Genomic DNA, 22,118 nt, shown 5'->3' with positions numbered 1-22,118 from the left:
TGAATCGTGCTGAAACCGCGCTTTACACGGCTAGGTTCCCCGCCCTGCCTGGCGGCTGGGCGGGGAACCTCGGCGTTCAGGGTCAAACGTTACGACTTGACCTTGATGGAATCGATGGCCTTGACGGCCTTCTCGGCCAGGGCGGCGGAGATCGGAGCCGACTTGGCGGACTCGGCGGCAGCCTTCTGGCCCTCTTCGGAAACTACGTAGGTCTCGAAAGCCTTGACCAGGTCAACGGTTTCCTGCTTGTCGTACGTGGAGCAGACGATGTGGTAGGAAACCAGGACCACCGGGTAGGCGCCGGCCTCGGTGGTGGTGCGGTCAAGCTTGATGGCACCGTCGGTGTCGGCGCGGCCTTCAACAGCCTTGCCGGCGTCGACTGCCTTGGAGGCAGCTTCCGGGGAGATCTTGACGAACTCGGAACCGACCTTGATCTGGGCGATGCCCAGCTTGCCGCCAACGGCGGAGTCATCGGCGTAGGTCACGGCGCCCGGGGTGTCGGTGACGGTCTTGACGACGCCGGACGTGCCCTTGGCGTTCTCGCCCTTGAGGGATGCAGGCCAGATGCCGTCGGCCTTGTCCTTCCAGACATCGGGAGCCGCAGCGGAGAGGTACTCGGTGAAGTTCTTGGTGGTGCCGGAGTCGTCAGAGCGGCTCACCGGGGTGACGGCGAGGTCAGGGAGCTTGGCGTCCGGGTTCAGTGCTGCGATGGCGGGGTCGTTCCACTTGGCGATCTCGCCACGGAAGATCTTGGCCGCCGTGGGGGCGTCCAGCTTCAGCTCGGTGATGTCCGGCAGGTTGAAGGCAATGGCGATCGGCGAAATGTAGACGGGGATCTCGATGGCACCCTCGGGGCCGCAGACCTTCTTGGCCGAAGCCAGTTCCTCGTCCTTCAGGTAGGCGTCGGAACCGGCGAACTGTGCCGAACCGTCGAGGATGGCCTTGCGCCCGGCGCCGGAGCCGTCCGGGGAGTACTGCACGGTGGCGCCCTGGTTGGCGGAGGCGAAGTTGGTCTTCCAGACATCCATGGCCGCGCCCTGCGCGGAGGAGCCGATGCCGGTCAGGGTGCCGGTGACCTTGGTACCGGCGGCGGAGGCGCTGCCGGCCGGGGCGGTGTTCGTGGCATTGTCTGAACCACAGGCGGTGAGCGCGAGTGCGCCAGCGGCGATAACAGCGATTGCCGCGTGGCGGCCGAAGCGGAGTGCCTTCACTGGGTGTACCCCTTCCAGGGTTTTTCGATGCGGTGCGGACCGGAGACGTCCGAACGAGCGATGCGTACTTTTTGTACCTTCACTGAAGGTATGGGCCGCAGGTAACAAGTTTTGGGGTCCGAGGTGAACGCAGGGTTAACGACGGCGGGCCATTGGCTTACACATGCTGGGTTGCCATTGCTTTGGCTTCGCCACAGTCGTAGTGCTACCGCCACACTCTTAACAGCTTCAACAAGGGCCACACATGGCACGATGGGCCTCATGGAAACTTCAGGGCCGCTGGACGCGCGCCAGTTGGGTGAGGGGCCGCCGTCGGACGCCGACGTGGACCTGTACCGCAGGCTGAGTTCGGACATCACTGCCGGGGTCGCGGTGGTTTCCACCCGGGTGCGGAACCGTGACTATGCCGCCACGGTCAGCGGCTTCCTCCCGGTATCCTACGATCCGCCCACGATGCTGGTCAGCTTGTACGCGGAATCCCGCATTGGCGAGGCCGTGAAAGAGGCGGGCACCTGGGCCCTGAGCGTGCTCTCCGGCAAGCACCAGGGCACGGCGACGTGGCTGGCCAGTCCGGGGACACCGCTGCACGGGCTGCTTGCGCAGGTCCCGTTCCGGCGCGGGCCGGCCACGGGATCCGCGATTATCGACGGCTGCCTCGCCTACTTCGAGCTGCGCACGGTGTCGGTCCATCCTGCCGCCACGCATCTGTTGGTGGTGGGCGAGGTGGAGGCCATGGGCAGCGGCGCGGAACCGTCGGAGGCGCCGGACCCGCTGGTGCATTTCGGCTCGGAGTTCCGCCGGCTGGCACCGTAAACCCGCCACGTTCCTGCCCCTGTCCGGCTCACGGGCGCGCGACAGCCGCAGTCCGGGGGACGGAGCGAAGGCGGGCGAGCAGCGTCGCGGCGAGGAACGCCGTCGTAATTTCCAGGACAACGACGGCCAGCAAGCCTTCGGCGCCCGACCCCAAAGAGCCCGTCCCAATGAAACCCGCACCAGGCGCCGCCGCCGCTTCGGCATGGGAGTGGCCCGGCGCGCCACTCCCGGAAAGGGCGGGGGCGCCCAGCAGCAGGACGGCGTGCAATGCAGTCATGGCCAGGGCGCAGCCCATCACCTGCCGCAGGGCCTTCTCCCGGCCGCCGCGCCACAGGTGCACGGCGCATGGCAGGCAAACCCCGACCATCGCGAGCATCACGACGCCCAGCCACGGTCCGTGGTGGTTTCCGGCCACAAGCCACAGGTGCACCATGCAGGACGCGGCGGTCACCGCAGAGACGGCACGGGAATGCACTGCGGTCACGGCGTGAGCCTAGCCGTGGCAGTGGGAGCCGGACTGGCTGGAGTTTGCCGGGACGTCCAGGACGGGGCTGCGGTCGAAGAAGCCCTCGGGGCGGAGCTTGAAGCCGACGGTGTCCACCGGCATGATGGGCCAGTCCTCCACGCGCGGGAAGTGGGTCAGGCCGAAGGTGTGCCACACGACGATGTCCTGGCCGTCGATGTCGCGGTCCTGGGCGATGTAGGAGGGAAGACCCGCGCCGCCGGAGTTCTGGTTGACGAAGTCGCCGGTCGGGTAGCGCTCGTCTTCGGCGTAGCGGGTGACCCACAGGTCCTTGGTGGCAAAGGCGGCCCGGCGCGCAATGGAGGACTCGGGGTCGGCCATCAGGGTGGGCTGGTTGTGGGCGTGCAGCTTGTAGCCCACCGGCTCTCCCAGGCGGTTGCGGGATTCGGGGTTGGAGATGATCCAGGTCCGGCCGGTGCGGGCATCGCTCTCGCGGACTGCCTCCGACTCACGGGTCAGCACGGTGCGCTTCCGGGAGAACGCGTTGCCGCGCTCGTTGCCCGGGCCCATGGCCTGCCGGACCACGTCCTCTTCCTCCACCCGGTTGGTGAAGCCGTCGATGGCCATGTCCAGGCGGGCGCTGAAGATGTGCTGGTGGAACGGCGCTCCCAGCCCCGGGGCCAGCTGGGAGATGTTGTCCGAGCCGCCTTCCGGGAATGCGGACGTGAAGACTACGCCGGTGGCTTTGGCTTCGAATTCGATGGTGCCGTCGAGGTAGAGGTACCAGTAGAAGCCGTAGTCGTAGTTGCCGATGGTGGTGAAGAAGGAGATCACCATGCGGCGGTTCCGGCGGGTGTAGTTGATGCCGGACCAGAGGTCGCTGTGTTTGGCCAGGATGCCCCAGTCCTCCTCGTGCATGCAGATGCCGTTGCGGATCTCGCGGGGGTTGCCGAAGGTGTCGCTGATGACGGGGCTGAGGTAAGTGATGTCGCCGAGGCAGTCGCAGCCCAGTTCCAGGGAGTTGGCGTACTGACCCACCAGGTACTCCCCCGTGTCGAAGTAGTTCTGCCATGACCTGATCGGGGACGGATCGCCGTAAGGCACCACCATCTCGGCGATCGACGCGCGGCTGATGATGGGCCGGAGGCGGTCCCCGTCCCGGAAGCCGATGTTGTGCAGCACCACGCCCTCGCGGACGTCAAAGCCGACGTCCAGGCTCCACTTTTCCCACTCGATGTGGTTGCCGCCGGTCACCGTGAAGCTGGGGCCTTCGGGCTGGGTGATGCTGATGGGCTTCTGGGTGGTGCGGAGCGGGCCCGTGAGCTCGGGATCGGTGTAATTGCCGTGCTCTGCCGGGACTGGCACCGGGCCAAGGTCAATGACCTGGGTGACTTCCTTGCTGACCACGTCCACGTAGGCCACCAGCCCGTCCACCGGGTGGGCCCAGGCGCTGTCCTCGGGGAAGTCCTGTACGAAGGCGAGCCCGCGAAGGATCCGGCGGCCCTTCTCCTCCGCGTACCCGAAGACTCCGGCGGACAGCGGTGCAACCCGGACTTTGCTGACGTCCAGGTTCCGTGCGGCCAGGGCCTTCAGCCACCGCTCGTCGGCGGCCAGGAGCTGCTCAACCACCTCGAACTCCTCTTCCAAAACCGGCAGTTCGCCGGTTGCCGCGGTGTCGAGTTCGACGGCGGAGACTACCGTGCCGCTGGTGACCGAGACAGTGACGTCCTGGGGCCGGGCGCCGGAGACGTCGTGGAGAAAGACCCGAAACCGCCGGTCTTCCGACTCACTGCCGGTGCCGCGGGCAGGGTCAAGGAGGCCCAGGTAGGCAATGCGCTTCTCCGGGCCAAGGAGGCCGCCGGAGCGAAGAATGCCCTGCACCGCACTGATGTCCGCGGCTGAGGCAAGGCGGAACGGGCTGGCTGTTTCTGTGATGGAGAGCGTCATAGCGGCCTTTTGTCCGGGACCCTGGTGGGTCGGATTTTTATTTTCTATAGTTGTAGAGAATAAGCGAACGTAAGATAGCTCACAAGAGTCTGGGCGAAAATATTTTCTGGGGAGCGGCTGCGTGCCAAAGATTGTTGACCACGACGAGCGCCGCTTGGAACTCGTCGATGCAACCTGGCGGATCATCGCCCAGATGGGCATTGAAAGCGCCACGATGCGGGAAATCGCCACCGAGGCGGGCTTCGCAAACGGCGCCCTCAAGCCGTACTTTCCCACCAAGGACACGCTGCTGACCTTCGCGTTCGGGCACGTCTTCAACCGGACCAACGAGCGCATCGCCGAAGTCACCTCGGGGCTTTCGGGGCTGGCAGCCCTGCGGGCCTTCTGCCTCGAAGTGCTCCCGCTGGATGAGGAACGGATCAATGAAGCCCGCATCGTCATCCCCTTCTGGCAGAAGGCCATCAACGATCCCGGCAAGGCGCAGATCCACCGCGAATCGATGCAGCAGTGGCTGGATGCGATCCGGCGCCACCTGGCGGAGGCCAGGGACAGCGGAGACGTAAGTACCGCCGTCGACGACGACAGCCTGGCCGGCCAGCTGCTCAACATGCTGCTGGGCGCCCAGATCGCAGCAGCACTGCTTCCCGAGGGCCAGACGGAGCTCGGCCTGGACGGGCAGCTTGAGGGCTTCCTTTCCCTGCTGACCCGCTAGCGTTAGGACCCCACACTCCGCGGACCGGCCCGGACCGCAGGAACCGACCTACAACCAGGAGACGCCGGCAGTGACCATCCCGCAGGAAATCGATACGCCGGACATCATGATTGACGTCGACATCCTCGACCGGAACATCGAGCGGATGGCGTCAGCCGTCCGGGCACGCGGCCTGAGCCTGCGCCCGCATGCGAAAACGCACAAGATTCCCGAAATCGCCGTCCGCCAGATCGCAGCCGGAGCCTCCGGACTGACGGTGGCCACTATCGGCGAAGCTGAAGTGTTCGCGGCTGCCGGAGTTGGCAACCTCTTCATCGCCTACCCCCTCTGGATTTCGCCGCAGAAGGCAGAGCGGCTTCGGCGCCTGTCGCAAACTGCGCAGATCGCCGTCGGCGTGGACTCCGTGGAGGGAGCAACCACGCTGGGATCCGGACTGGGAAGTGCCGCGGGGAGCATCAGCGCCCTCGTGGAAGTCGACAGCGGCCACCACCGCAGCGGCGTCCATCCGGAATCCGTCGTTCCGGTCGCCGAAGCAGCAGCGCGCGCTGGACTGAAATTCGCGGGAGTCTTCACCTTCCCGGGACACAGCTACGCACCGGGCATGCCGGTCGAGGCGGCCAGGCAGGAGCAGCAGGCCCTGAACCGGGCGTCCGAGGTTCTTGCCGCGGCAGGATTCGACACCATCTGCCGCAGCGGCGGCTCCACCCCGACGGCGATGCTGACCGGAAATTCGGCTGCCACCGAGGTGCGCCCGGGCGTCTACGTCTTTGGCGACGCCCAGCAGTTGGAGTTGGGGCGGTGCGCCGCCGAGGACATCGCACTGACGGTGGCGGCCACCGTGGTCAGCCACCATGCAATCCCCGCGGGCGGTCCGGCACGTTTCATCATCGACGCCGGCAGCAAGATTCTCGGCAGCGACCGGCCCGCGTGGGCAAGCGGCTTCGGACGGCTGCTGGACCACCCCGATGCCCGGATCACAGCACTGTCGGAGCACCACGCAACTGTCGAATGGCCCGATCCCGCGACTGCGCCCGCCATCGGGCACCGGCTGCGCGTTATCCCCAACCACGTGTGCCTCGCAATGAACCTGGTGGACGACGTCGCCGTGGTCAGCGGCGGCGCGCTCGTGGACCGCTGGGTGGTGGCAGCCCGGGGCAAGAACAAGTAAGGGGCTCGGCCGGTTTTGTCCACGGAATCTTTTTTCGCCATATGTTGAAAAAAGATGACAGGGCAGAATTTCGCCGCTAACCTGAAATGACTGTGTTCCAGGACACAGTGTGGGGGACCCGCCAACAGACAGCCGACCGGCGTCAGGAGCGTTCATGCCAGCAACCACCATCCGCCCCGCGAACCAGAGCCTCACCTCCAGCGTGGCCGCCTCCTTTGACCATTGGAGGCACCTCGTAGCGCAGTCCTTTGTGCCGCTGGCCGCCGAAACGAACCGGCCCGAGCAGTTCCGCGGCCGCATGCGCTCCAGGGTGCTGGACCGCACCTGCATCGTGGAAGTTTCGGCTTCGGGCCACAGCGTCCACCGCACACCGGCACTTCTGGCGCAGTCCAACCAGCGCTATTTCAAGCTCAACCTCCAGCTGGAGGGCACCGGGCTCCTCATCCAGGACAACCGCGAGGCGGTGCTCCGCCCCGGCGACCTGGCCATCTATGACACCAACCGCCCGTACACGCTGGCGTTCGAAGAGCAGGCCCGCATGATGGTGGTCATGTTCCCGCACGATTCCCTGTCGCTGCCGCCGGACTATGTGGGACAGCTGTCGGCAGTCCGCCTGGCCAGCGAGTCGGGCTTGGCGGGCATTGTGGGGCCATTCATCACGCAGCTCGCCGGCAACCTGGAGGCACTCAGCGGGCCGAGCGGTTCCCGGCTCGCGGCCAACACCCTGGACCTCGTCTCCACCATGCTCCATTCGGAACTGGACCTGGCTGCGGACAGCATGAAGCCCCAGGCGGTGCTGGCGACGTCGGTCCGTGACTACATTGAGGCGAACCTCGCTGACCCGCAGCTGTCGCCGGCCAGCATTGCCGCGGCGCACTTTATTTCGACCCGCCACCTGCACAACGTCTTCCACGAATCCGGCAGCACGGTTGCCAGCTGGATCCGGAGCCGCCGGCTGGAACGGGTCCGCCGGGACCTCAGGGACCCGCTGCACTCGGGCACCTCCGTGGGAGCCGTGGCAGCACGGTGGGGATTCCTGGACGCCGCGCATTTCAGCCGCACGTTCCGGGACGCCTTCGGCGAATCACCCAGCGACTGGCGGCGCGGCGCCTAGACCCAACGCGGAGCCTAGATCAGCCCCTGTGCGAGCATCGCGTCTGCCACTTTGACGAAGCCGCTGATGTTGGCGCCCAGCACGTAGTTGCCGGGTTCCCCGTACTCGTCCGCGGTAGACGCGCAGCGGTGATGGATTCCCACCATGATGTCCGTAAGGCGCTGTTCCGTGTGCTCGAAGGACCATGAGTCACGGCTCGCGTTCTGCTGCATCTCGAGCGCGGACGTAGCCACACCGCCTGCGTTGGCGGCCTTGCCGGGCCCGAACAGCACGCGCGCCTCCTGGAACATTGCCACGGCGTCCCGGGTAGAGGGCATGTTGGCACCTTCGCCCACTGCGAGCAGTCCGTTGCGGACCAGCCGGGCGGCAGCATCGCCGTCGAGCTCGTTCTGCGTGGCACACGGCAGCGCGACGGTGGCAGCGACGTCCCAGACGGAGCCGGCCTCCACGTAGGAAACGCCGGAACGGCGCAGAACGTAGTCCTTGAGACGTCCGCGCTCCACTTCCTTGATCTGGCGGAGGAGCCCGACGTCGATCCCCTTCTCGTCCACGACGTACCCGGAGGAGTCGGAGCAGGCCACGACCGTGGCGCCGAGCGCCTGGGCTTTAGCGATGGCATTGATGGCCACGTTGCCGGAACCGGAAACCACCACGCGCTGCCCGTCGAAGGACGAGCCCCGTGTCTTAAGCATCTCCTCGGTGAAGATCACCGTGCCGAAGCCCGTGGCCTCGGGCCGGACCAGAGAGCCTCCCCAGGAGATGCCCTTGCCGGTCAGGACTCCCGATTCGTAGCGGTTGGTGATGCGTTTGTACTGGCCGAAGAGATAGCCGATTTCGCGGCCGCCCACGCCGATGTCACCGGCAGGCACGTCGGTGTACTCGCCGATGTGGCGGTAGAGCTCGGTCATAAACGACTGGCAGAATCGCATGACTTCGGCGTCACTGCGGCCTCGGGGGTCGAAGTCGGAACCGCCCTTGCCGCCGCCGATGGGCATGCCGGTGAGCGCATTCTTGAAGATCTGCTCGAAGCTGAGGAATTTCACAATCCCGAGGTAAACGGAGGGGTGGAACCGGAGGCCGCCCTTGTAGGGGCCGAGCGCCGAATTGAACTCCACGCGGAAGCCGCGGTTGATCTGAACCCGGCCGGAATCGTCGGTCCACGGCACTCGGAAGATGATCTGCCGTTCGGGCTCGCAAAGCCGTTCGAGGATGGCGGCTTCAAGGAATTCGGGGTGCCGGTCGTGGACCGGGCCAAGGCTTTCGAAGACCTCCGTGACGGCCTGATGAAACTCGGACTCCCCGGGATTGCGCGCCAGCACTTTATCCTTGACGGCCTCCAGCCGTGCATCCATGCATCTGTCCTTACTTCCGCGCGGAGCGGCCGGAGAGCATTCTTAGAGCCGCCTATTGTTGAGCCTTCAACCTAACCGATTAAGACCGCAGTGGGGTAGGCGAAGGCAGCGCCAAGCCTTATTCTCCGTAATGTGACAGATGAATTCCACAAAATGAGAATGCGCGGTGCTATGTCGTGAGTCAGGAAGGCCGACTGATGACACACGTTTGCCTCCTCTTCTCGGGCGCCGCGCTGCTGATCAACGGACTCGCCACCCTGGGGGCTCTCCCCCGCCGGGATGCAGCCGTGCTGAGCCTGGTCATCGGCAGCCTCCAGCTGCTCTTGGGCATCGCGTATCTGGCCGTCACGTATTTGGGCACCCTTCGTTTGGACAGCACAGCTCCGGACGCCGACGGCGGCATGCAGCTGCTGCTTTCGGCGTCCGGCATGTTCCTGTTCGGTCTGACCTACGTTTATGTTGGGCTGGATTTCCTGCTGGGGCTCGGGTCAACGGGCCTTGGCTGGTTCTGCGGCATGGTGGCCGGGTGCGGCCTCCTGCTCACCGCGGCCTGGTTCCCCGAGGACCCGCTGCTGGCGGTGCTGTGGCTCTGCTGGTCCTACCTGTGGATACTGTTCTTCTTCTCGCTGGCGCTGGGCCACAACCGGCTTTCGCCGCTGATCGGCTGGTCCCTGGTAATGGCCAGCCAGGCGACAGCCACGGTGCCGGCCTTTCTCGGGATCACCGGGCAATGGCCCGGCGACCCGGCAATGGCCGGCGGCGCCGCGGCGTGCATCGCGGCGCTGCTCTTGCTCGCTGGCGGCATCGCCTGGTGGGATGGCCGGCCCGCCGGCGGGGCGCCCCGGCCGGACGGCGGGAGGAACCGCCGGCGCGCCGTCGTCCCTAACGAGCCGTTAGCCGCCGACGAGCCATCATTCGGCAGTGGCAGTGGCAGCAGCCTCATCGGCAAACGTGGGCTTTGAGGTGCGTCCGCGCTTCTCCACTGCGATTTCCGCCAGCACTCCGGCCACGAACATCACGGGGACGGCAACCAGCAGCGCGACGGCTGTTTCGGCGCTCCCTCCGATGAGGGAGGTGAAGTTGCTGACCACCAGGTAGAGGACCCAGGCCAGCAGCAGCGCGGCAAGGGCCGGCGCGATGAGGGTCTGCCAGAGCTGCCCGGACACCCGTTCGCGGTGGAAGAATGCGACGACGGCGAGGGAGCAGAGCATGTACAGCACCAGCAATGCCGCAACGGCGAGCCCGCTGAACCACGAGAAGAGCGTCAGCACAGGGTCCATTCCCAGCACCGCGAACGGGCCCACGAGCAGCACGGCGACAGTCGTCTGGACCCAGGCTGCGGAGGCAGGGGCACGATGCTTGTTGGTCCGTGCCAGGACGGCGGGCAGGGAACTGCGCAGGGCCAGCGAGTGGAGGTAGCGGTTGATGCCGTTGTGGAAGGCGATGATGCCTGCCAGGAGGGACGTCACCAGGAGGATTCCCGCAGTCACACCGGCCCAGGGGCCAAACAACTCAACCAGCGGCCCGATCACGAAGGAGGTGGCGTCTCCCGACTCCAGGGCGGCTCCGGCGGCATCGATTACGTGCGTGGGCCCGTAGAAGCTCACGAGCATCCAGGTGATGAAGGCGAAAAACACGGCGATGATGCCCCCGGAGAGGTAGGTTGCCCGCGCCACCGTCCGGTGGGGATCCTTGGCCTCGGCGGAGTAGATGGCCGTGGACTCGAAGCCGAACATGGATGCAACGGCGAACATGATGGCAACGCCGGGGGCGCCGGTTGCGATCGCTTCAGGGGAGAACGAGGCTGCCATGTTCAGGCCCTCCGGGCCCCCACCCTTCAGCAGGACGGTGAATCCGAACAGCAGCAGAATCGCCACTTCCAGGCCCACAAGGAATGCCAGGACGCGGGCGCCGAGTTCAATGTTCATCGAGCCAAGCACCTGCACGCCTGCCATGGTGACAACGGCGAGAAGCCACCAGGGAACGGTCACGCCGGCGGAACCCAGCAAGCCGGAGAAGGCCGCACCGTAGAGTCCGTACATGGCGGCCTGCACCGTGCTGTACGCCAGCAGTGCCAACCAGGCTGCGCCCGTGCCTGTCTTTCTGCCGAAGGCGGCGGTGATATAGGCGTAAAAGGCGCCGTTGGCCTGCACCTTCCGGCTCATCGCCACGAACCCGACGGCGAAGATGACAATGACGATGCCAACGACGAGGTAAGCGCCCGGTGCCCCGGCGCCATTGCCGAGTGCAGCCGCCAGGGGCGCTGCACCGACGATGCCGGTCAGCGGAGCCTGGGCTGAAAGAACGAAAAAGAGAATGCCCAGAACGCCGATGCTGCCCGCGCGGAGGGCGGTGGACTGCTCCTTGCGCGGATTTGCTTCTGCAGTCCGGGACTCGGAATTTGAAATACTCATTGGATCCTTCTTAACGGTCATGAGCGTTGGAGAGGGGTGCCGGCAATGGCCTCGCACCCTGAATTCCAGCTTGGCAGTCCCGGTCGGATAGGGCTTGTCTGGCAGCGATCAGTTGTTGTGCCTCAGCGCACTGGTCGTGACTGGCGCAGCCTTTATCCAGAGGGTCCCGCTGTCCCCGCGCGCGGTCAAGCAGGCTGCTGCCCCTGGCCGCGGCCCGCGCGCCTATGGTGCCGCGTGAGACCATGTGTCCATGAGCAGCGATTCCGCTCTGGAAGTGAGCGCCCTGGCCATCAAGTCACCATTCCGGAGGCTCTGCGCTGGACGGACAGCCGAAGGGGCGAGGAGTTCACGCTGACCACGTTGAACGTCCGGCTCCTGCCCGACGGCCATCTCGCCGCGAAGGCCTACGGCCGTCCCGTTGCCGGCGGCCGGGGAGCATATGTTTCGTTCCGCGTGCCTGACCGGCCTGAGCTCGCGGCGCTGATCACCGGGGCCGCCAGCCACGCGGCCGGGATGTGGGCCGCGCACCGCGGGCTTGGCTGAGGCGGCCCCCGGGAACAAGAAGAGCCCGAACCCCGCATTGCAAGGAGCCGGACTCAAAGAGCAAAGGCCTGCCGGGGAGGTTTGCTGGGCTCCCCGGCAGCCTTGCTCTTACGCCAGGTTGGCGACGAGCCCCGAGCCGGCGGACTGAAGCGGTTCGGCCTGAGGCGTCCCGGGCTGAAGCGTCTCGGGCTGGACCGGTTCCGGCCGGCGGGCCGGCAGCAGGGGTGCGAAGAACGCGCCGAGGTCCGCGGTCGCGGTCAGCGGCAGGACGTTCGCCACGTACTGGTCCGGGCGGACCACCACCACGACGCCGCCCCGGTCAAGGCCGCGCAGCTCGAAGATATCGGCCTTCGGGTCGGTGCCGTAGACCTTCTCAAGGTTGGTGAGCCTGAACGGCCCGACCTCCGGCTTGAACACGGCAGGGACTGCGTTGATGTCGATGCCCCTGTGGTCCTGCTGGTAGATGACTTTCACGTCGAACCAGGCATCGGCGTCGGCACCCTCCGGCGTAGCCGCCAGGGGGGACTCCGGCGAGTTCTCCAGCCACTGCGCGAAGTCAGTGGTCGGCGACGCGGCGCCGGCCTCGGCCGGGTCTGCGAACACGTAGATGCGCCAGCGGCCGTCGGCCGTAGCCTGGTGACCCAGGTGCAGCGGGTTGGTGTCACAGACGCGCTGCACGGGAGCAGACTTGAAGCGCTTGCCGGTTGGGAAGCCGGTGGCCAGCCCGGCATGCTTCGCCTCGGCGACGATCATTGACGGCGCGTACTCGGTCATGAATCCGGCCGGGAATTCGGCGGTGCGCACGTAGAAGTCTTCGAGCTCGGAGGGGTCCTCGAACTCCTCGGGCTTCTTGGCCATCAGGGTGGACCATTCCTTGTCGAAATCGATCAGGTTCTTCGCGACGACCTGGCGCTCCGCGGAGTACGTGGCGAGCAGCGACTCCGGGCTCCGGCCCTCGAGCACGTGGCCAAGCTTCCAGCCGATGTTGAAGCCGTCCTGCATGGACACGTTCATGCCCTGGCCTGCCTTGGCGCTGTGCGTGTGGCAGGCGTCGCCGGTGATGAACACCCGCGGCGTGCGGGTATCCCGTTCGGCGGGCAGGACATCGTCGAACCTGTCGGTGAGGCGGTGGCCCACCTCGTACACGCTGTGCCAGGCGACGTTGCGGACCTCGAGGGTGTAGGGCTGCAGGATCTGGTTCGCGTGGGCGATGATCTGTTCGATGGTGGTCTTGCGGATGGCGCCGTTGTCGTTCTCCGGCACGACGCCAAGGTCAACGTACATGCGGAACAGGTGGCCGCCCTCGCGCGGGATCAGCAGGATGCTGCCGCCGTCGTGGGACTGAATGGCGCACTTGGTGCGGATGTCCGGGAAATCGGTGGATGCGAGGACATCCATGACGCCCCAGGCGTGGTTGGCCTGGTCTCCGGCGAGCGTGCAGCCGATCGATTCACGGACTTTGCTGCGCGCACCGTCGGCACCCACCACGTACTTGGCGCGCACAACACGCTCCTGGCCCGCCAGCTCACCGGTGGTGTGGACCAGGGTGACGGTGACCGGGTACTCCCCCGCGTCCGCGACGTCCAGGCTGCGGAACTCGTAGCCGTAGTCGGGGGCCATGCGGGTCGGGGCAAAGGCCATGACCCGGGCAAAGTAGTCCAGCACCCGGGCCTGATTGACGATCAGGTGCGGGAATTCGCTGATGCCCATCTCGTCGTCGACCGCGCGGGCGGCGCGGGCGATGTGCTTCGGGTTCTCCGGACTCGGCTTCCAGAACGCCATTTCGGTGATCCGGTAGGCCTCCGCGGTGATCTCCTCGGCGAAGCCGAACGCCTGGAACGTCTCGACGCTGCGGGCCTGGATGCCGTCGGCCTGGCCGATGGCCAGGCGTCCGCCGCGGCGCTCCACGATGCGGGTGGTGATGTCCGGGAACTGGGAGAGCTGGGCGGCTGCGAGCATGCCCGCGGGGCCGGAGCCCACGATGAGCACGTCCACCTCGTCGGGCAGCTCTTCGGGGCGGTTGATGCCGACGCCGGCGGCCGGCTGGATACGCGGGTCACCGGAAACGTAACCGTGGTGGTGGAACTGCACGGGCTTTCCTCACTTCACTGTGTGGCTGGCTGTCGCCAAATCTTGTGTTCTATATCGGAACAGCTGGTTCGATAATAGAAATCATGGTTATGCTTCGTACTGTACGTCACATATGACCCGCGTTACAAGCAGCTTCACTTTCCCAAGAAGCGGGGGTTGACGCAGTAGCCGGAAGCGGTCCAGTATGTTTCGTATACGATTTCGTACCTGATGAGGAGAACGCTTTGGAGCAGGTCAACGACGACACCCTGGCAGCAGCACGCAAGGTGATCGCGGTGCACATCAACTACCCCAGCCGTGCAGCCCAGCGCGGCCGGACGCCGGCGCAGCCCTCCTACTTCCTGAAGCCGTCGTCGTCGCTGTCCCTGACCGGCGCCGCCGTCGAACGCCCGGCCGGCTGCGAACTCCTCGGCTTTGAGGGCGAGATCGCCATCATCATCGGCAAGGCCGCCCGCCGCGTCGAGGTCGAGGACGCCTGGGGCCATGTCGCCGCGGTCACGGCCAGCAACGACCTCGGCGTGTACGACCTCCGCTACGCGGACAAGGGCTCCAACCTCCGGTCCAAGGGCGGCGACGGCTTCACCCCGGTGGGCCCGGCACTGATTCCGGCAGACGGCGTCGACCCCGCCAACCTGCGCATCCGCACCTGGCACAACGGGGAACTGGTGCAGGATGACACCACCGAAGACCTGCTCTTCCCGTTCGCCCGGCTCGTGGCGGACCTGTCCCAGCTGCTCACCCTCGAGGAGGGGGACATCATCCTCACCGGCACGCCCGCCGGCGCCTCGGTCGCCGTGCCCGGCGATGTGCTGGAGGTGGAGGTAAGTACCGCCGACGGCGAGCTGAGCACCGGCCGCCTCACCACCACAGTTAAGGAAGGGACGACGGCGTTCGCTGACTTTGGTGCCCGGCCCAAGGCCGATGACCTGCAGCGCGAAGAGGCGTACGGCTCGCGCGAAGCCGCTGGCCTTCCCGCCGTGTCTTCAGGGGCAGGGGAATCTGCCCTGACCCCGGAGCTGAAGGCCAAGCTGGAGAGCGTCTGCACCGCCACGCTGTCCTCCCAGCTGCGCAAGCGCGGCCTTAACAACGTCAGCATCGACGGACTCACCGCCACCCGTCCGGAGAAGCGCGTGGTGGGCCTGGCCCGGACCCTGCGCTACGTGCCCAACCGTGAGGACCTCTTCAAGACACACGGCGGCGGTTTCAATGCCCAGAAACGCGCCATCGACTCAGTCAATGAGGGCGAGATCCTGGTCATGGAGGCCCGCGGCGAGAAGGGCACCGGGACCATCGGCGACATCCTGGCCCTGCGCGCCCAGGTCCGCGGCGCCGCGGCCATCATTACCGACGGCGGCGTCCGGGACTTCTCCGCCGTGGCCGCCATGGAGTTGCCCACCTACTACTCCAACCCGCACCCTGCGGTGCTGGGCCGCCGCCACATCCCGTGGGACACGGACATCACCATCGCCTGCGGCGGCACCACCGTGCAGCCCGGCGACATCATCGTGGCGGACTCGGACGGCATCCTGGTGATCCCGCCGGCCCTGGCCGAGGAAGTCGCCAACGACTCGGTCGCCCAGGAACGCGAAGAGGTTTTCATCGCCGAAATGGTCGAGCAGGGCCACAGCGTGGACGGGCTCTACCCGCTCAACGCTGCTTGGCGTGCCAGGTATGAGGAATGGGAAGCAGGCAAAGCCAATGACTGAAACAGTCACCGCCCCCGCTGCCGAGAGCATTGCTGACGGCACCGCCGGCAGCAAGTCCGAGCAGGCCTACCAGGCCATCAAGGCGCGGATCGTGGAAGGCACCTATACGCCCGGCTACCGGCTGGTCCTGGCCGCCATTGCCAAGGACCTCGGGTTCAGTGTTGTCCCGGTCCGGGAAGCGATCCGCCGGCTCGAGGCCGAAGGCCTGGTGAAGTTTGAACGCAACGTCGGGGCCACTGTGGCGGGCATCGACCCCACCGAGTACCTCTACACGATGCAGACCCTGAGCATCGTGGAGGGTGCGGCCACGGCATTGTCCGCGCCGCTGGTCGGCGAAGCGGACATTGCCCGCGCCCGGGCAGTGAACGCCGAGATGCGGGAGTGCCTGAAGCACTTCGACCCCGTCCGTTTCACCCGGCTCAACCAGGATTTCCACAGCGTCCTGTTCGAGCACTGCCCCAACCCGCACATCCTGGATCTTGTCCACCGCGGCTGGAACCGGCTGGCATCGCTGCGGTCCTCAACGTTCCGCTTTGTTCCCGGCCGGGCCCACGAGTCCGTGGACGAACACGAGGCCCTGCTGAAGCTCATTGAAACCGGCGCCGACGCCGACACCATCGAAAAAGCAGCACGACTCCACCGCAGCGCCACCCTGGACGCGTACCTCTCCCAAACCAACCCCAAAGACCACACTCCTTAAGACCACACAGTTAGGACCTCAACGATGACGACCCCTGTAGAAACAGCAGCAAAGCACTACGTTCCCGAGAACCCGCCCACCCACATCCAGCACTACATCAACGGCAAGTTCGTAGATTCCGTGGGCGGGAAGACCTTCGACGTCCTGGACCCTGTCTCCAACCAGAACTACGCCACCGCCGCGGCAGGCCAGAAGGAAGACATCGACCTCGCCGTCGCCGCGGCCCGCGAAGCATTCGTCAACGGCCCGTGGCCCAAGATGAAGCCCCGTGAGCGCGCCCGCGTCCTGAACCGGATCGCTGACGCCGTCGAAGCGCAGGAAGCACGGCTCGCCGAGCTGGAGACCTTCGACACCGGACTGCCCATCACCCAGGCCAAGGGACAGGCGCTGCGTGCGGCGGAGAACTTCCGCTTCTTCGCCGACCTGATCGTGGCCCAGTTCGACGACGCCATGAAGGTCCCCGGCTCCCAGATCAACTACGTGAACCGCAAGCCGATCGGCGTCGCCGGGCTCATCACCCCGTGGAACACCCCGTTCATGCTGGAATCCTGGAAGCTGGCCCCCGCCTTGGCGACCGGCAACACCGTGGTCCTCAAGCCGGCCGAATTCACCCCGCTGTCCGCATCGCTGTGGGCCACCATCTTCAAGGAGGCTGGCCTGCCTGACGGCGTATTCAACCTGGTCAACGGCCTGGGTGAGGAAGCCGGCGACGCGCTGGTCAAGCACCCTGACGTCCCGCTGATCTCGTTCACCGGCGAGACCACCACGGGCCAGACCATTTTCCGCAACGCCGCCGCCAACCTCAAGGGCCTCTCCATGGAGCTCGGCGGCAAGTCCCCCTGCGTCGTGTTCGCCGACGCCGACCTGGACGCCGCGATCGACTCCGCACTGTTCGGCGTCTTCTCCCTCAACGGCGAACGCTGCACCGCCGGCTCCCGCATCCTGGTGGAACGCACCATCTACGACGAGTTCTGCGAGAAGTACGCCGCCCGCGCCAAGAACATCGTGGTCGGCGACCCGCACGACCCCAAGACCCAGGTGGGTGCCCTGGTGCACCCGGAGCACTACGAGAAGGTGGCCTCCTACGTGGAGATCGGCAAGTCCGAAGGCCGGCTGCTGGCCGGCGGCGGACGGCCCGAAGGCCTGCCGGAGGGCAACTACATTGCCCCCACCGTCTTCGCCGACGTCTCCCCCGACGCCCGGATCTTCCAGGAGGAGATCTTCGGTCCCGTCGTCGCCATTACCCCGTTTGAGAACGACGACGAGGCCCTCGCCCTGGCCAACAACACCAAGTACGGCCTGGCGGCCTACATCTGGACCCAGAACCTGACCCGTGCCCACAACTTCTCGCAGAACGTGGAAGCCGGCATGGTGTGGCTGAACAGCCACAACGTCCGCGACCTCCGCACCCCGTTCGGCGGGGTCAAGGCCTCCGGCCTCGGCCACGAGGGCGGCTACCGGTCCATCGATTTCTACACCGACCAGCAGGCCGTGCACATCACGCTCGGCTCTGTCCATACCCCCAAATTCGGCGCCTAATCCGCCGTCGTACTTTCTCAAACCCCCTTTCAAAGAAGAGAGAACATCATGACCAACTTCGTTCCCACCCCGACCGTCCCGGCACCGGACATCGTCCGCTGCGCCTACATGGAGATCGTGGTCACCGACCTCGCGAAGTCCCGTGAGTTCTACGTTGACGTGCTCGGCCTGCACGTCACCGAAGAGGATGAGAACACCATCTACCTCCGTTCCCTGGAGGAGTTCATCCACCACAACCTGGTGCTCCGCCAGGGACCGATCGCCGCCGTGGCCGCATTCGCCTACCGGGTGAAGTCCCCCGCCGAGGTGGACGCCGCCGAGGCGTACTACAAGGAACTGGGCTGCCGCACCGAGCGCCGCAAGGAAGGCTTTACCAAGGGCATCGGCGATTCTGTCCGCGTCGAGGACCCGCTGGGCTTCCCGTACGAGTTCTTCTACGAGACTGAGCATGTGGAGCGCCTCACCCAGCGCTACGACCTCTACTCTGCCGGTGAGCTGGTGCGCCTGGACCACTTCAACCAGGTCACCCCGGACGTGCCCCGCGGCCGCAAGTACCTGGAGGACCTTGGCTTCCGCGTCTCCGAGGACATCAAGGACTCCGACGGCGTCACCTACGCCGCCTGGATGCACCGCAAGCAGACCGTCCACGACACCGCTCTCACCGGCGGCAACGGCCCGCGCATGCACCACGTCGCCTTCGCCACCCACGAGAAGCACAACATCATCCAGATCTGCGACAAGATGGGCGCCCTGCGCATCAGCGACCGGATCGAACGCGGCCCCGGCCGGCACGGCGTCTCCAACGCCTTCTACCTCTACATCCTGGACCCGGACGGCCACCGCATCGAGATCTACACCCAGGACTACTACACCGGCGACCCGGACAACCCCACCATCACCTGGGACGTCCACGACAACCAGCGCCGCGACTGGTGGGGCAACCCCGTCGTCCCGTCCTGGTACACCGAAGCCTCCCTGGTCCTGGACCTGGACGGCAACCCGCAGCCGGTCATCGTTCGCGAGGAAAAGAGCGAAATGGCCGTGACCGTCGGCGCCGACGGCTTCTCCTACACCCGCAAGGAAGGGTCCTCCGAAGACGACCGGACGGGCTTCAAGCTCGGAGCCCAGGTCTAAACGATGCTGGACGCGAAGACGATCGAGGCCATTGCGGACGAGCTGGTGGAAGCCGGCCGGACCCGTACACCCGTGCCCCGCCTGACTGCCCGTTACCCGGACATGACGGTGGAGGACTCCTACGCGGTGCAGCAGCTGTGGCGGCGCCGCAACGAGGACGCCGGCCGGACCCTGGTGGGGCGCAAGATCGGCCTCACGTCAAAGGCCATGCAGGCCGCCACCGGCATCACCGAGCCGGACTACGGTGCCATCTTCGATGACATGGTGCTGGAAACCGGCTGCTCGGTGGAATGGGACAAATACACCCATCCGCGGGTGGAGGTGGAACTGGCGTTCGTTCTGAAGGACGGGCTCAAGGGCCCGGGCTGCACCATCTTCGACGTCCTGAACGCCACCGACTACGTGGTTCCGGCCCTCGAAATCCTCGATTCCAGGATCGAGATGGAGGGCCGGACCATCGTGGACACCATCTCCGACAACGCGGCCATGGGCGCCATGGTGGTGGGCGGCCGCCCCGTCAAACCGGACGCCGTCGACCTCCGCTGGGTCTCCGCGATCCTCTACAAGAACCAGACCGTGGAGGAAACCGGCGTCGCCGCGGGCGTCCTGGACCACCCCGCAAACGGGGTGCACTGGCTAGCCAACAAGATCGCCGCGCACGGAGACGCCATGAAGGCCGGCGACATCATCCTTGCCGGCTCCTTCACCCGGCCGCTCTGGGTGTACAAGGGCGACACCGTCCACGCCGACTACGGACCCCTGGGAGTTGTGACGTGCCGCTTCGAGTAGAAGACACCTTCCGCTCCGTGCTGCGCAATCAAAACGGTAAAGCAGGCAGGCCGCTGGCGGGGATGTGGGTGTGCTCCGGCAGCCCGCTCATTGCCGAACTCTGTGCCGGGTCCGGCCTGGACTGGCTCCTGGTGGACGCCGAACACAGCCCCAACGGGCTCGAATCCATCCTCGCCCAGCTGCAGGCCATCCACGGCTACCCGGTCCACACCTTGGTCCGGCCACCCGTGAATGACACCGTGCTCATCAAGCAGTACCTTGACCTGGGCGTGCAGAACCTGCTGGTGCCGATGGTCAACTCCGTGGCCGAGGCGGAGGCCGCGGTGGCTGCCACCCGCTACCCGCCACACGGTGTCCGCGGCGTCGGCTCGGCGCTGGCCCGCGCGGCCCGCTGGAACCGGGTCCCGGACTACCTGACCCGGGCGTCGGAGACCGTCAGCGTCACCGTCCAGATTGAGTCGACGGCGGCGGTTGAGGCGGTGGAGGACATCCTGAAGGTCGACGGCGTGGACGCCATCTTCGTCGGCCCATCCGACCTCGCCGCCTCGATGGGGCTGCTGGGACAGCAGGAACACCCCGAGGTGCGCGCCGCCGTCGAACACTGCCTCGCCGCCGCAAAAGCGGCCGGCAAACCCGCCGGCGTGAACGCCTTCGCCCCCGCCACCGCCCGCCGCTACCTCGCGGCCGGCGCCGACTTCATCCTGGTGGGCGCCGACGTCGCCCTGCTCGCCCGCGGCTCCGAAGCACTCGCCGCCGAGTACATCCAAGCCGCAGACGGCGGCTCACCAACGTCCTACTAGCCCCAACTGACTCGCACCTGTTGTCGTTATGACGCGTGAAAACGACAACAACTGCGAGTCTGTTGGGCCCTCAACCCTTCGCGCTCCCAAGGAGACTCCCGCATGACCATTTCGCTCTCCCCTGCCGTCTCGCCGGCCTCCGTCACTCCCGAACGTGAGGCAGCGCTTCTCGCGTCCGTGCCCACCGGCCTGCTCATCAACGGCCAATGGCGGGAGGCGTCCGACGGCGGGACGTTCGACGTGCACGATCCCGCCACCGGGGAGGTACTTGCCACAGTGGCTTCGGCCACCAGCGAGGACGCCCTCGCCGCGCTCGACGCGGCCGATGCGGTCCAGGCTTCCTGGGCACGCACCGCCCCCAGGGTGCGGGCCGAGATCCTGCGCCGCGCCTTCGACCTGGTCACCGAACGCGCCGAAGACTTCGCCCTGCTGATGACCCTGGAAATGGGCAAACCCCTGGCCGAAGCCCGCGGCGAAGTCACCTATGGCGCCGAGTTCCTGCGCTGGTTCTCCGAGGAAACCGTCCGCGACTACGGCCGCTACCTCACCACCCCAGAGGGCAAAAACAAGATCCTCGTCCAGCACAAACCCGTCGGACCCTGCCTGCTCATCACCCCCTGGAACTTCCCGCTCGCCATGGCCACCCGCAAGGTCGCTCCCGCCATCGCCGCCGGCTGCACCACGGTCCTCAAACCCGCCAAACTAACGCCCTTGACGGCACAGTTGTTCGCGCAGACCATGCTCGACGCCGGCCTGCCCGCCGGAGTCCTCAACGTCGTCCCCTCCGCCAGCGCCTCCGGCATCTCCGGCCCACTGCTCGCTGACCCGCGCCTGCGCAAGGTCTCCTTCACCGGCTCCACCCCCGTCGGCAAGAAGCTGATGGCCAACGCCGCCGGCAACGTCCTGCGCACCTCCATGGAACTCGGCGGGAACGCCCCCTTCATCGTGTTCGAGGACGCCGACCTGGACAAGGCCGTCGAAGGGGCCATGGCCGCCAAAATGCGAAACATGGGCGAGGCCTGCACCGCCGCCAACCGCTTCCTCGTCCATGAGTCAGTGGCACAGGAGTTCACCGCCAAGTTCGCCGCCGCCATGGGCTCCCTGGCCACCGGCCGCGGCACAGACCCCTCCACCCAGGTCGGTCCCCTGATTGACGGCGGCGCCCGCGACGACGTGCACGCCCTCGTTAGTGCCGCCGTCGACGCCGGAGCCACCGCCATCACCGGCGGCGCACCCGTGGACGGCCCCGGATACTTCTACCAGCCCACCGTGCTGGGCAACGTGCCGAACGACGCCGACGTCCTCCGCCAGGAAATCTTCGGCCCCGTCGCCCCCGTCACCACCTTCGCTACCGAGGAAGACGCCATCAGGCTGGCCAACGCCAGCGAATACGGCCTCGCCTCCTACCTCTACAGCCGCGACTTCAACCGCCTCCTCCGCGTGGCCGAACAGATCGAATTCGGCATGGTCGGCTTCAACGCCGGCGTCATTTCCAACGCCGCAGCACCCTTCGGCGGAGTCAAGCAGTCCGGACTCGGCCGCGAAGGCGGCTCCGAAGGCATCGCCGAATACACCACCACCCAATACATCGGCATCGCCGACCCTTACGCGAACTGACACAA

Annotated in this window: 19 protein-coding genes; 13 read left to right on the top strand and 6 right to left on the bottom strand. The window is 66.4% G+C overall.

Annotation, left to right across the window (positions count from 1 at the left end; genetic code table 11):
• Positions 1-89: 89 nt before the first annotated feature.
• On the bottom strand, positions 90-1,211 hold the full coding sequence (pstS, locus tag QFZ23_RS03080) for a phosphate ABC transporter substrate-binding protein PstS (RefSeq protein ID WP_306920473.1): 1,122 nt from the start codon (positions 1,209-1,211) through the stop codon (positions 90-92).
• Between the two features lie 261 nt (positions 1,212-1,472).
• On the opposite strand from pstS, the gene QFZ23_RS03075 reads away from it, so the two are divergent.
• Positions 1,473-2,024, top strand: a complete 552-nt coding sequence (locus QFZ23_RS03075; protein WP_306920472.1) for a flavin reductase family protein — start codon at positions 1,473-1,475, stop codon at positions 2,022-2,024.
• 28 nt (positions 2,025-2,052) lie between these two features.
• Here QFZ23_RS03075 and QFZ23_RS03070 read toward each other — a convergent pair whose 3' ends face one another.
• Both QFZ23_RS03070 and QFZ23_RS03065 read right to left on the bottom strand, forming a co-directional pair.
• On the bottom strand, positions 2,053-2,508 hold the full coding sequence (locus tag QFZ23_RS03070; RefSeq protein WP_306920471.1) for a hypothetical protein: 456 nt from the start codon (positions 2,506-2,508) through the stop codon (positions 2,053-2,055).
• A gap of 9 nt (positions 2,509-2,517) precedes the next feature.
• Positions 2,518-4,434, bottom strand: coding sequence for a primary-amine oxidase (locus QFZ23_RS03065; RefSeq protein ID WP_306920470.1), 1,917 nt, complete (start codon positions 4,432-4,434; stop codon positions 2,518-2,520).
• Between the two features lie 121 nt (positions 4,435-4,555).
• On the opposite strand from QFZ23_RS03065, the gene QFZ23_RS03060 reads away from it, so the two are divergent.
• The 3 genes from QFZ23_RS03060 to QFZ23_RS03050 all read left to right on the top strand — a co-directional run bounded on the left by QFZ23_RS03060 (position 4,556) and on the right by QFZ23_RS03050 (position 7,428).
• Entirely contained in the window at positions 4,556-5,146 is a 591-nt protein-coding gene (locus QFZ23_RS03060) for a TetR/AcrR family transcriptional regulator (protein WP_306920469.1), read from the top strand.
• A gap of 70 nt (positions 5,147-5,216) precedes the next feature.
• Positions 5,217-6,314 carry a D-TA family PLP-dependent enzyme gene (locus QFZ23_RS03055; RefSeq protein ID WP_306920468.1) on the top strand — a complete coding sequence of 366 codons (1,098 nt, stop codon included), beginning with the start codon at positions 5,217-5,219 and terminating at the stop codon, positions 6,312-6,314.
• A gap of 154 nt (positions 6,315-6,468) precedes the next feature.
• Positions 6,469-7,428, top strand: coding sequence for a helix-turn-helix domain-containing protein (locus tag QFZ23_RS03050; RefSeq protein ID WP_306920467.1), 960 nt, complete (start codon positions 6,469-6,471; stop codon positions 7,426-7,428).
• Between the two features lie 14 nt (positions 7,429-7,442).
• On the opposite strand, the gene gdhA is transcribed toward QFZ23_RS03050, so the two are convergent.
• Positions 7,443-8,780 (bottom strand): NADP-specific glutamate dehydrogenase, encoded by a 1,338-nt coding sequence (gene gdhA / locus QFZ23_RS03045; RefSeq protein ID WP_306920466.1) that lies wholly within the window; start codon positions 8,778-8,780, stop codon positions 7,443-7,445.
• A 197-nt stretch (positions 8,781-8,977) separates the two neighbouring features.
• Between gdhA and QFZ23_RS03040 the strand changes: the two genes are divergently transcribed.
• Positions 8,978-9,742, top strand: a complete 765-nt coding sequence (locus QFZ23_RS03040; protein WP_306920465.1) for an AmiS/UreI family transporter — start codon at positions 8,978-8,980, stop codon at positions 9,740-9,742.
• Here the strand turns inward: QFZ23_RS03040 and QFZ23_RS03035 are convergent.
• Positions 9,692-11,194 (bottom strand): APC family permease, encoded by a 1,503-nt coding sequence (locus tag QFZ23_RS03035; RefSeq protein WP_306920464.1) that lies wholly within the window; start codon positions 11,192-11,194, stop codon positions 9,692-9,694. The genes QFZ23_RS03040 and QFZ23_RS03035 overlap by 51 nt on opposite strands.
• A gap of 360 nt (positions 11,195-11,554) precedes the next feature.
• Between QFZ23_RS03035 and QFZ23_RS03030 the strand changes: the two genes are divergently transcribed.
• Complete coding sequence (locus QFZ23_RS03030; RefSeq protein WP_306920463.1) at positions 11,555-11,737, top strand: hypothetical protein; 183 nt, start codon at positions 11,555-11,557, stop codon at positions 11,735-11,737.
• Positions 11,738-11,845: 108 nt separating this feature from the next.
• On the opposite strand, the gene QFZ23_RS03025 is transcribed toward QFZ23_RS03030, so the two are convergent.
• Positions 11,846-13,828: an FAD-binding monooxygenase gene (locus tag QFZ23_RS03025; protein ID WP_306920462.1), complete on the bottom strand. Its 1,983-nt coding sequence runs from the start codon at positions 13,826-13,828 to the stop codon at positions 11,846-11,848.
• A 224-nt stretch (positions 13,829-14,052) separates the two neighbouring features.
• On the opposite strand from QFZ23_RS03025, the gene QFZ23_RS03020 reads away from it, so the two are divergent.
• The 7 genes from QFZ23_RS03020 to QFZ23_RS02990 all read left to right on the top strand — a co-directional run bounded on the left by QFZ23_RS03020 (position 14,053) and on the right by QFZ23_RS02990 (position 22,113).
• Complete coding sequence (locus tag QFZ23_RS03020) at positions 14,053-15,534, top strand: fumarylacetoacetate hydrolase family protein (RefSeq protein ID WP_306920461.1); 1,482 nt, start codon at positions 14,053-14,055, stop codon at positions 15,532-15,534.
• Positions 15,527-16,234 (top strand): GntR family transcriptional regulator, encoded by a 708-nt coding sequence (locus QFZ23_RS03015; protein WP_306920460.1) that lies wholly within the window; start codon positions 15,527-15,529, stop codon positions 16,232-16,234. The genes QFZ23_RS03020 and QFZ23_RS03015 overlap by 8 nt, the downstream gene beginning before the upstream one ends.
• A gap of 24 nt (positions 16,235-16,258) precedes the next feature.
• On the top strand, positions 16,259-17,773 hold the full coding sequence (gene hpaE, locus QFZ23_RS03010; RefSeq protein WP_306920459.1) for a 5-carboxymethyl-2-hydroxymuconate semialdehyde dehydrogenase: 1,515 nt from the start codon (positions 16,259-16,261) through the stop codon (positions 17,771-17,773).
• A 48-nt stretch (positions 17,774-17,821) separates the two neighbouring features.
• Positions 17,822-18,907, top strand: coding sequence for a 3,4-dihydroxyphenylacetate 2,3-dioxygenase (gene hpaD / locus QFZ23_RS03005; RefSeq protein ID WP_306920458.1), 1,086 nt, complete (start codon positions 17,822-17,824; stop codon positions 18,905-18,907).
• Positions 18,908-18,910: 3 nt separating this feature from the next.
• Entirely contained in the window at positions 18,911-19,696 is a 786-nt protein-coding gene (hpaH, locus tag QFZ23_RS03000) for a 2-oxo-hept-4-ene-1,7-dioate hydratase (protein ID WP_306920457.1), read from the top strand.
• Entirely contained in the window at positions 19,681-20,496 is an 816-nt protein-coding gene (locus QFZ23_RS02995) for an HpcH/HpaI aldolase family protein (RefSeq protein WP_306920456.1), read from the top strand. The genes hpaH and QFZ23_RS02995 overlap by 16 nt, the downstream gene beginning before the upstream one ends.
• Positions 20,497-20,598: 102 nt before the next feature.
• Positions 20,599-22,113 (top strand): NAD-dependent succinate-semialdehyde dehydrogenase, encoded by a 1,515-nt coding sequence (locus QFZ23_RS02990; protein ID WP_306920455.1) that lies wholly within the window; start codon positions 20,599-20,601, stop codon positions 22,111-22,113.
• Positions 22,114-22,118: the final 5 nt, after the last annotated feature.

The sequence above is a fragment of the Arthrobacter globiformis genome (assembly GCF_030818015.1).
GTDB classification, from domain to species: Bacteria; Actinomycetota; Actinomycetes; order Actinomycetales; family Micrococcaceae; genus Arthrobacter; species Arthrobacter globiformis_C.
This window is presented reverse-complemented; position numbering and strand designations above follow the sequence as displayed.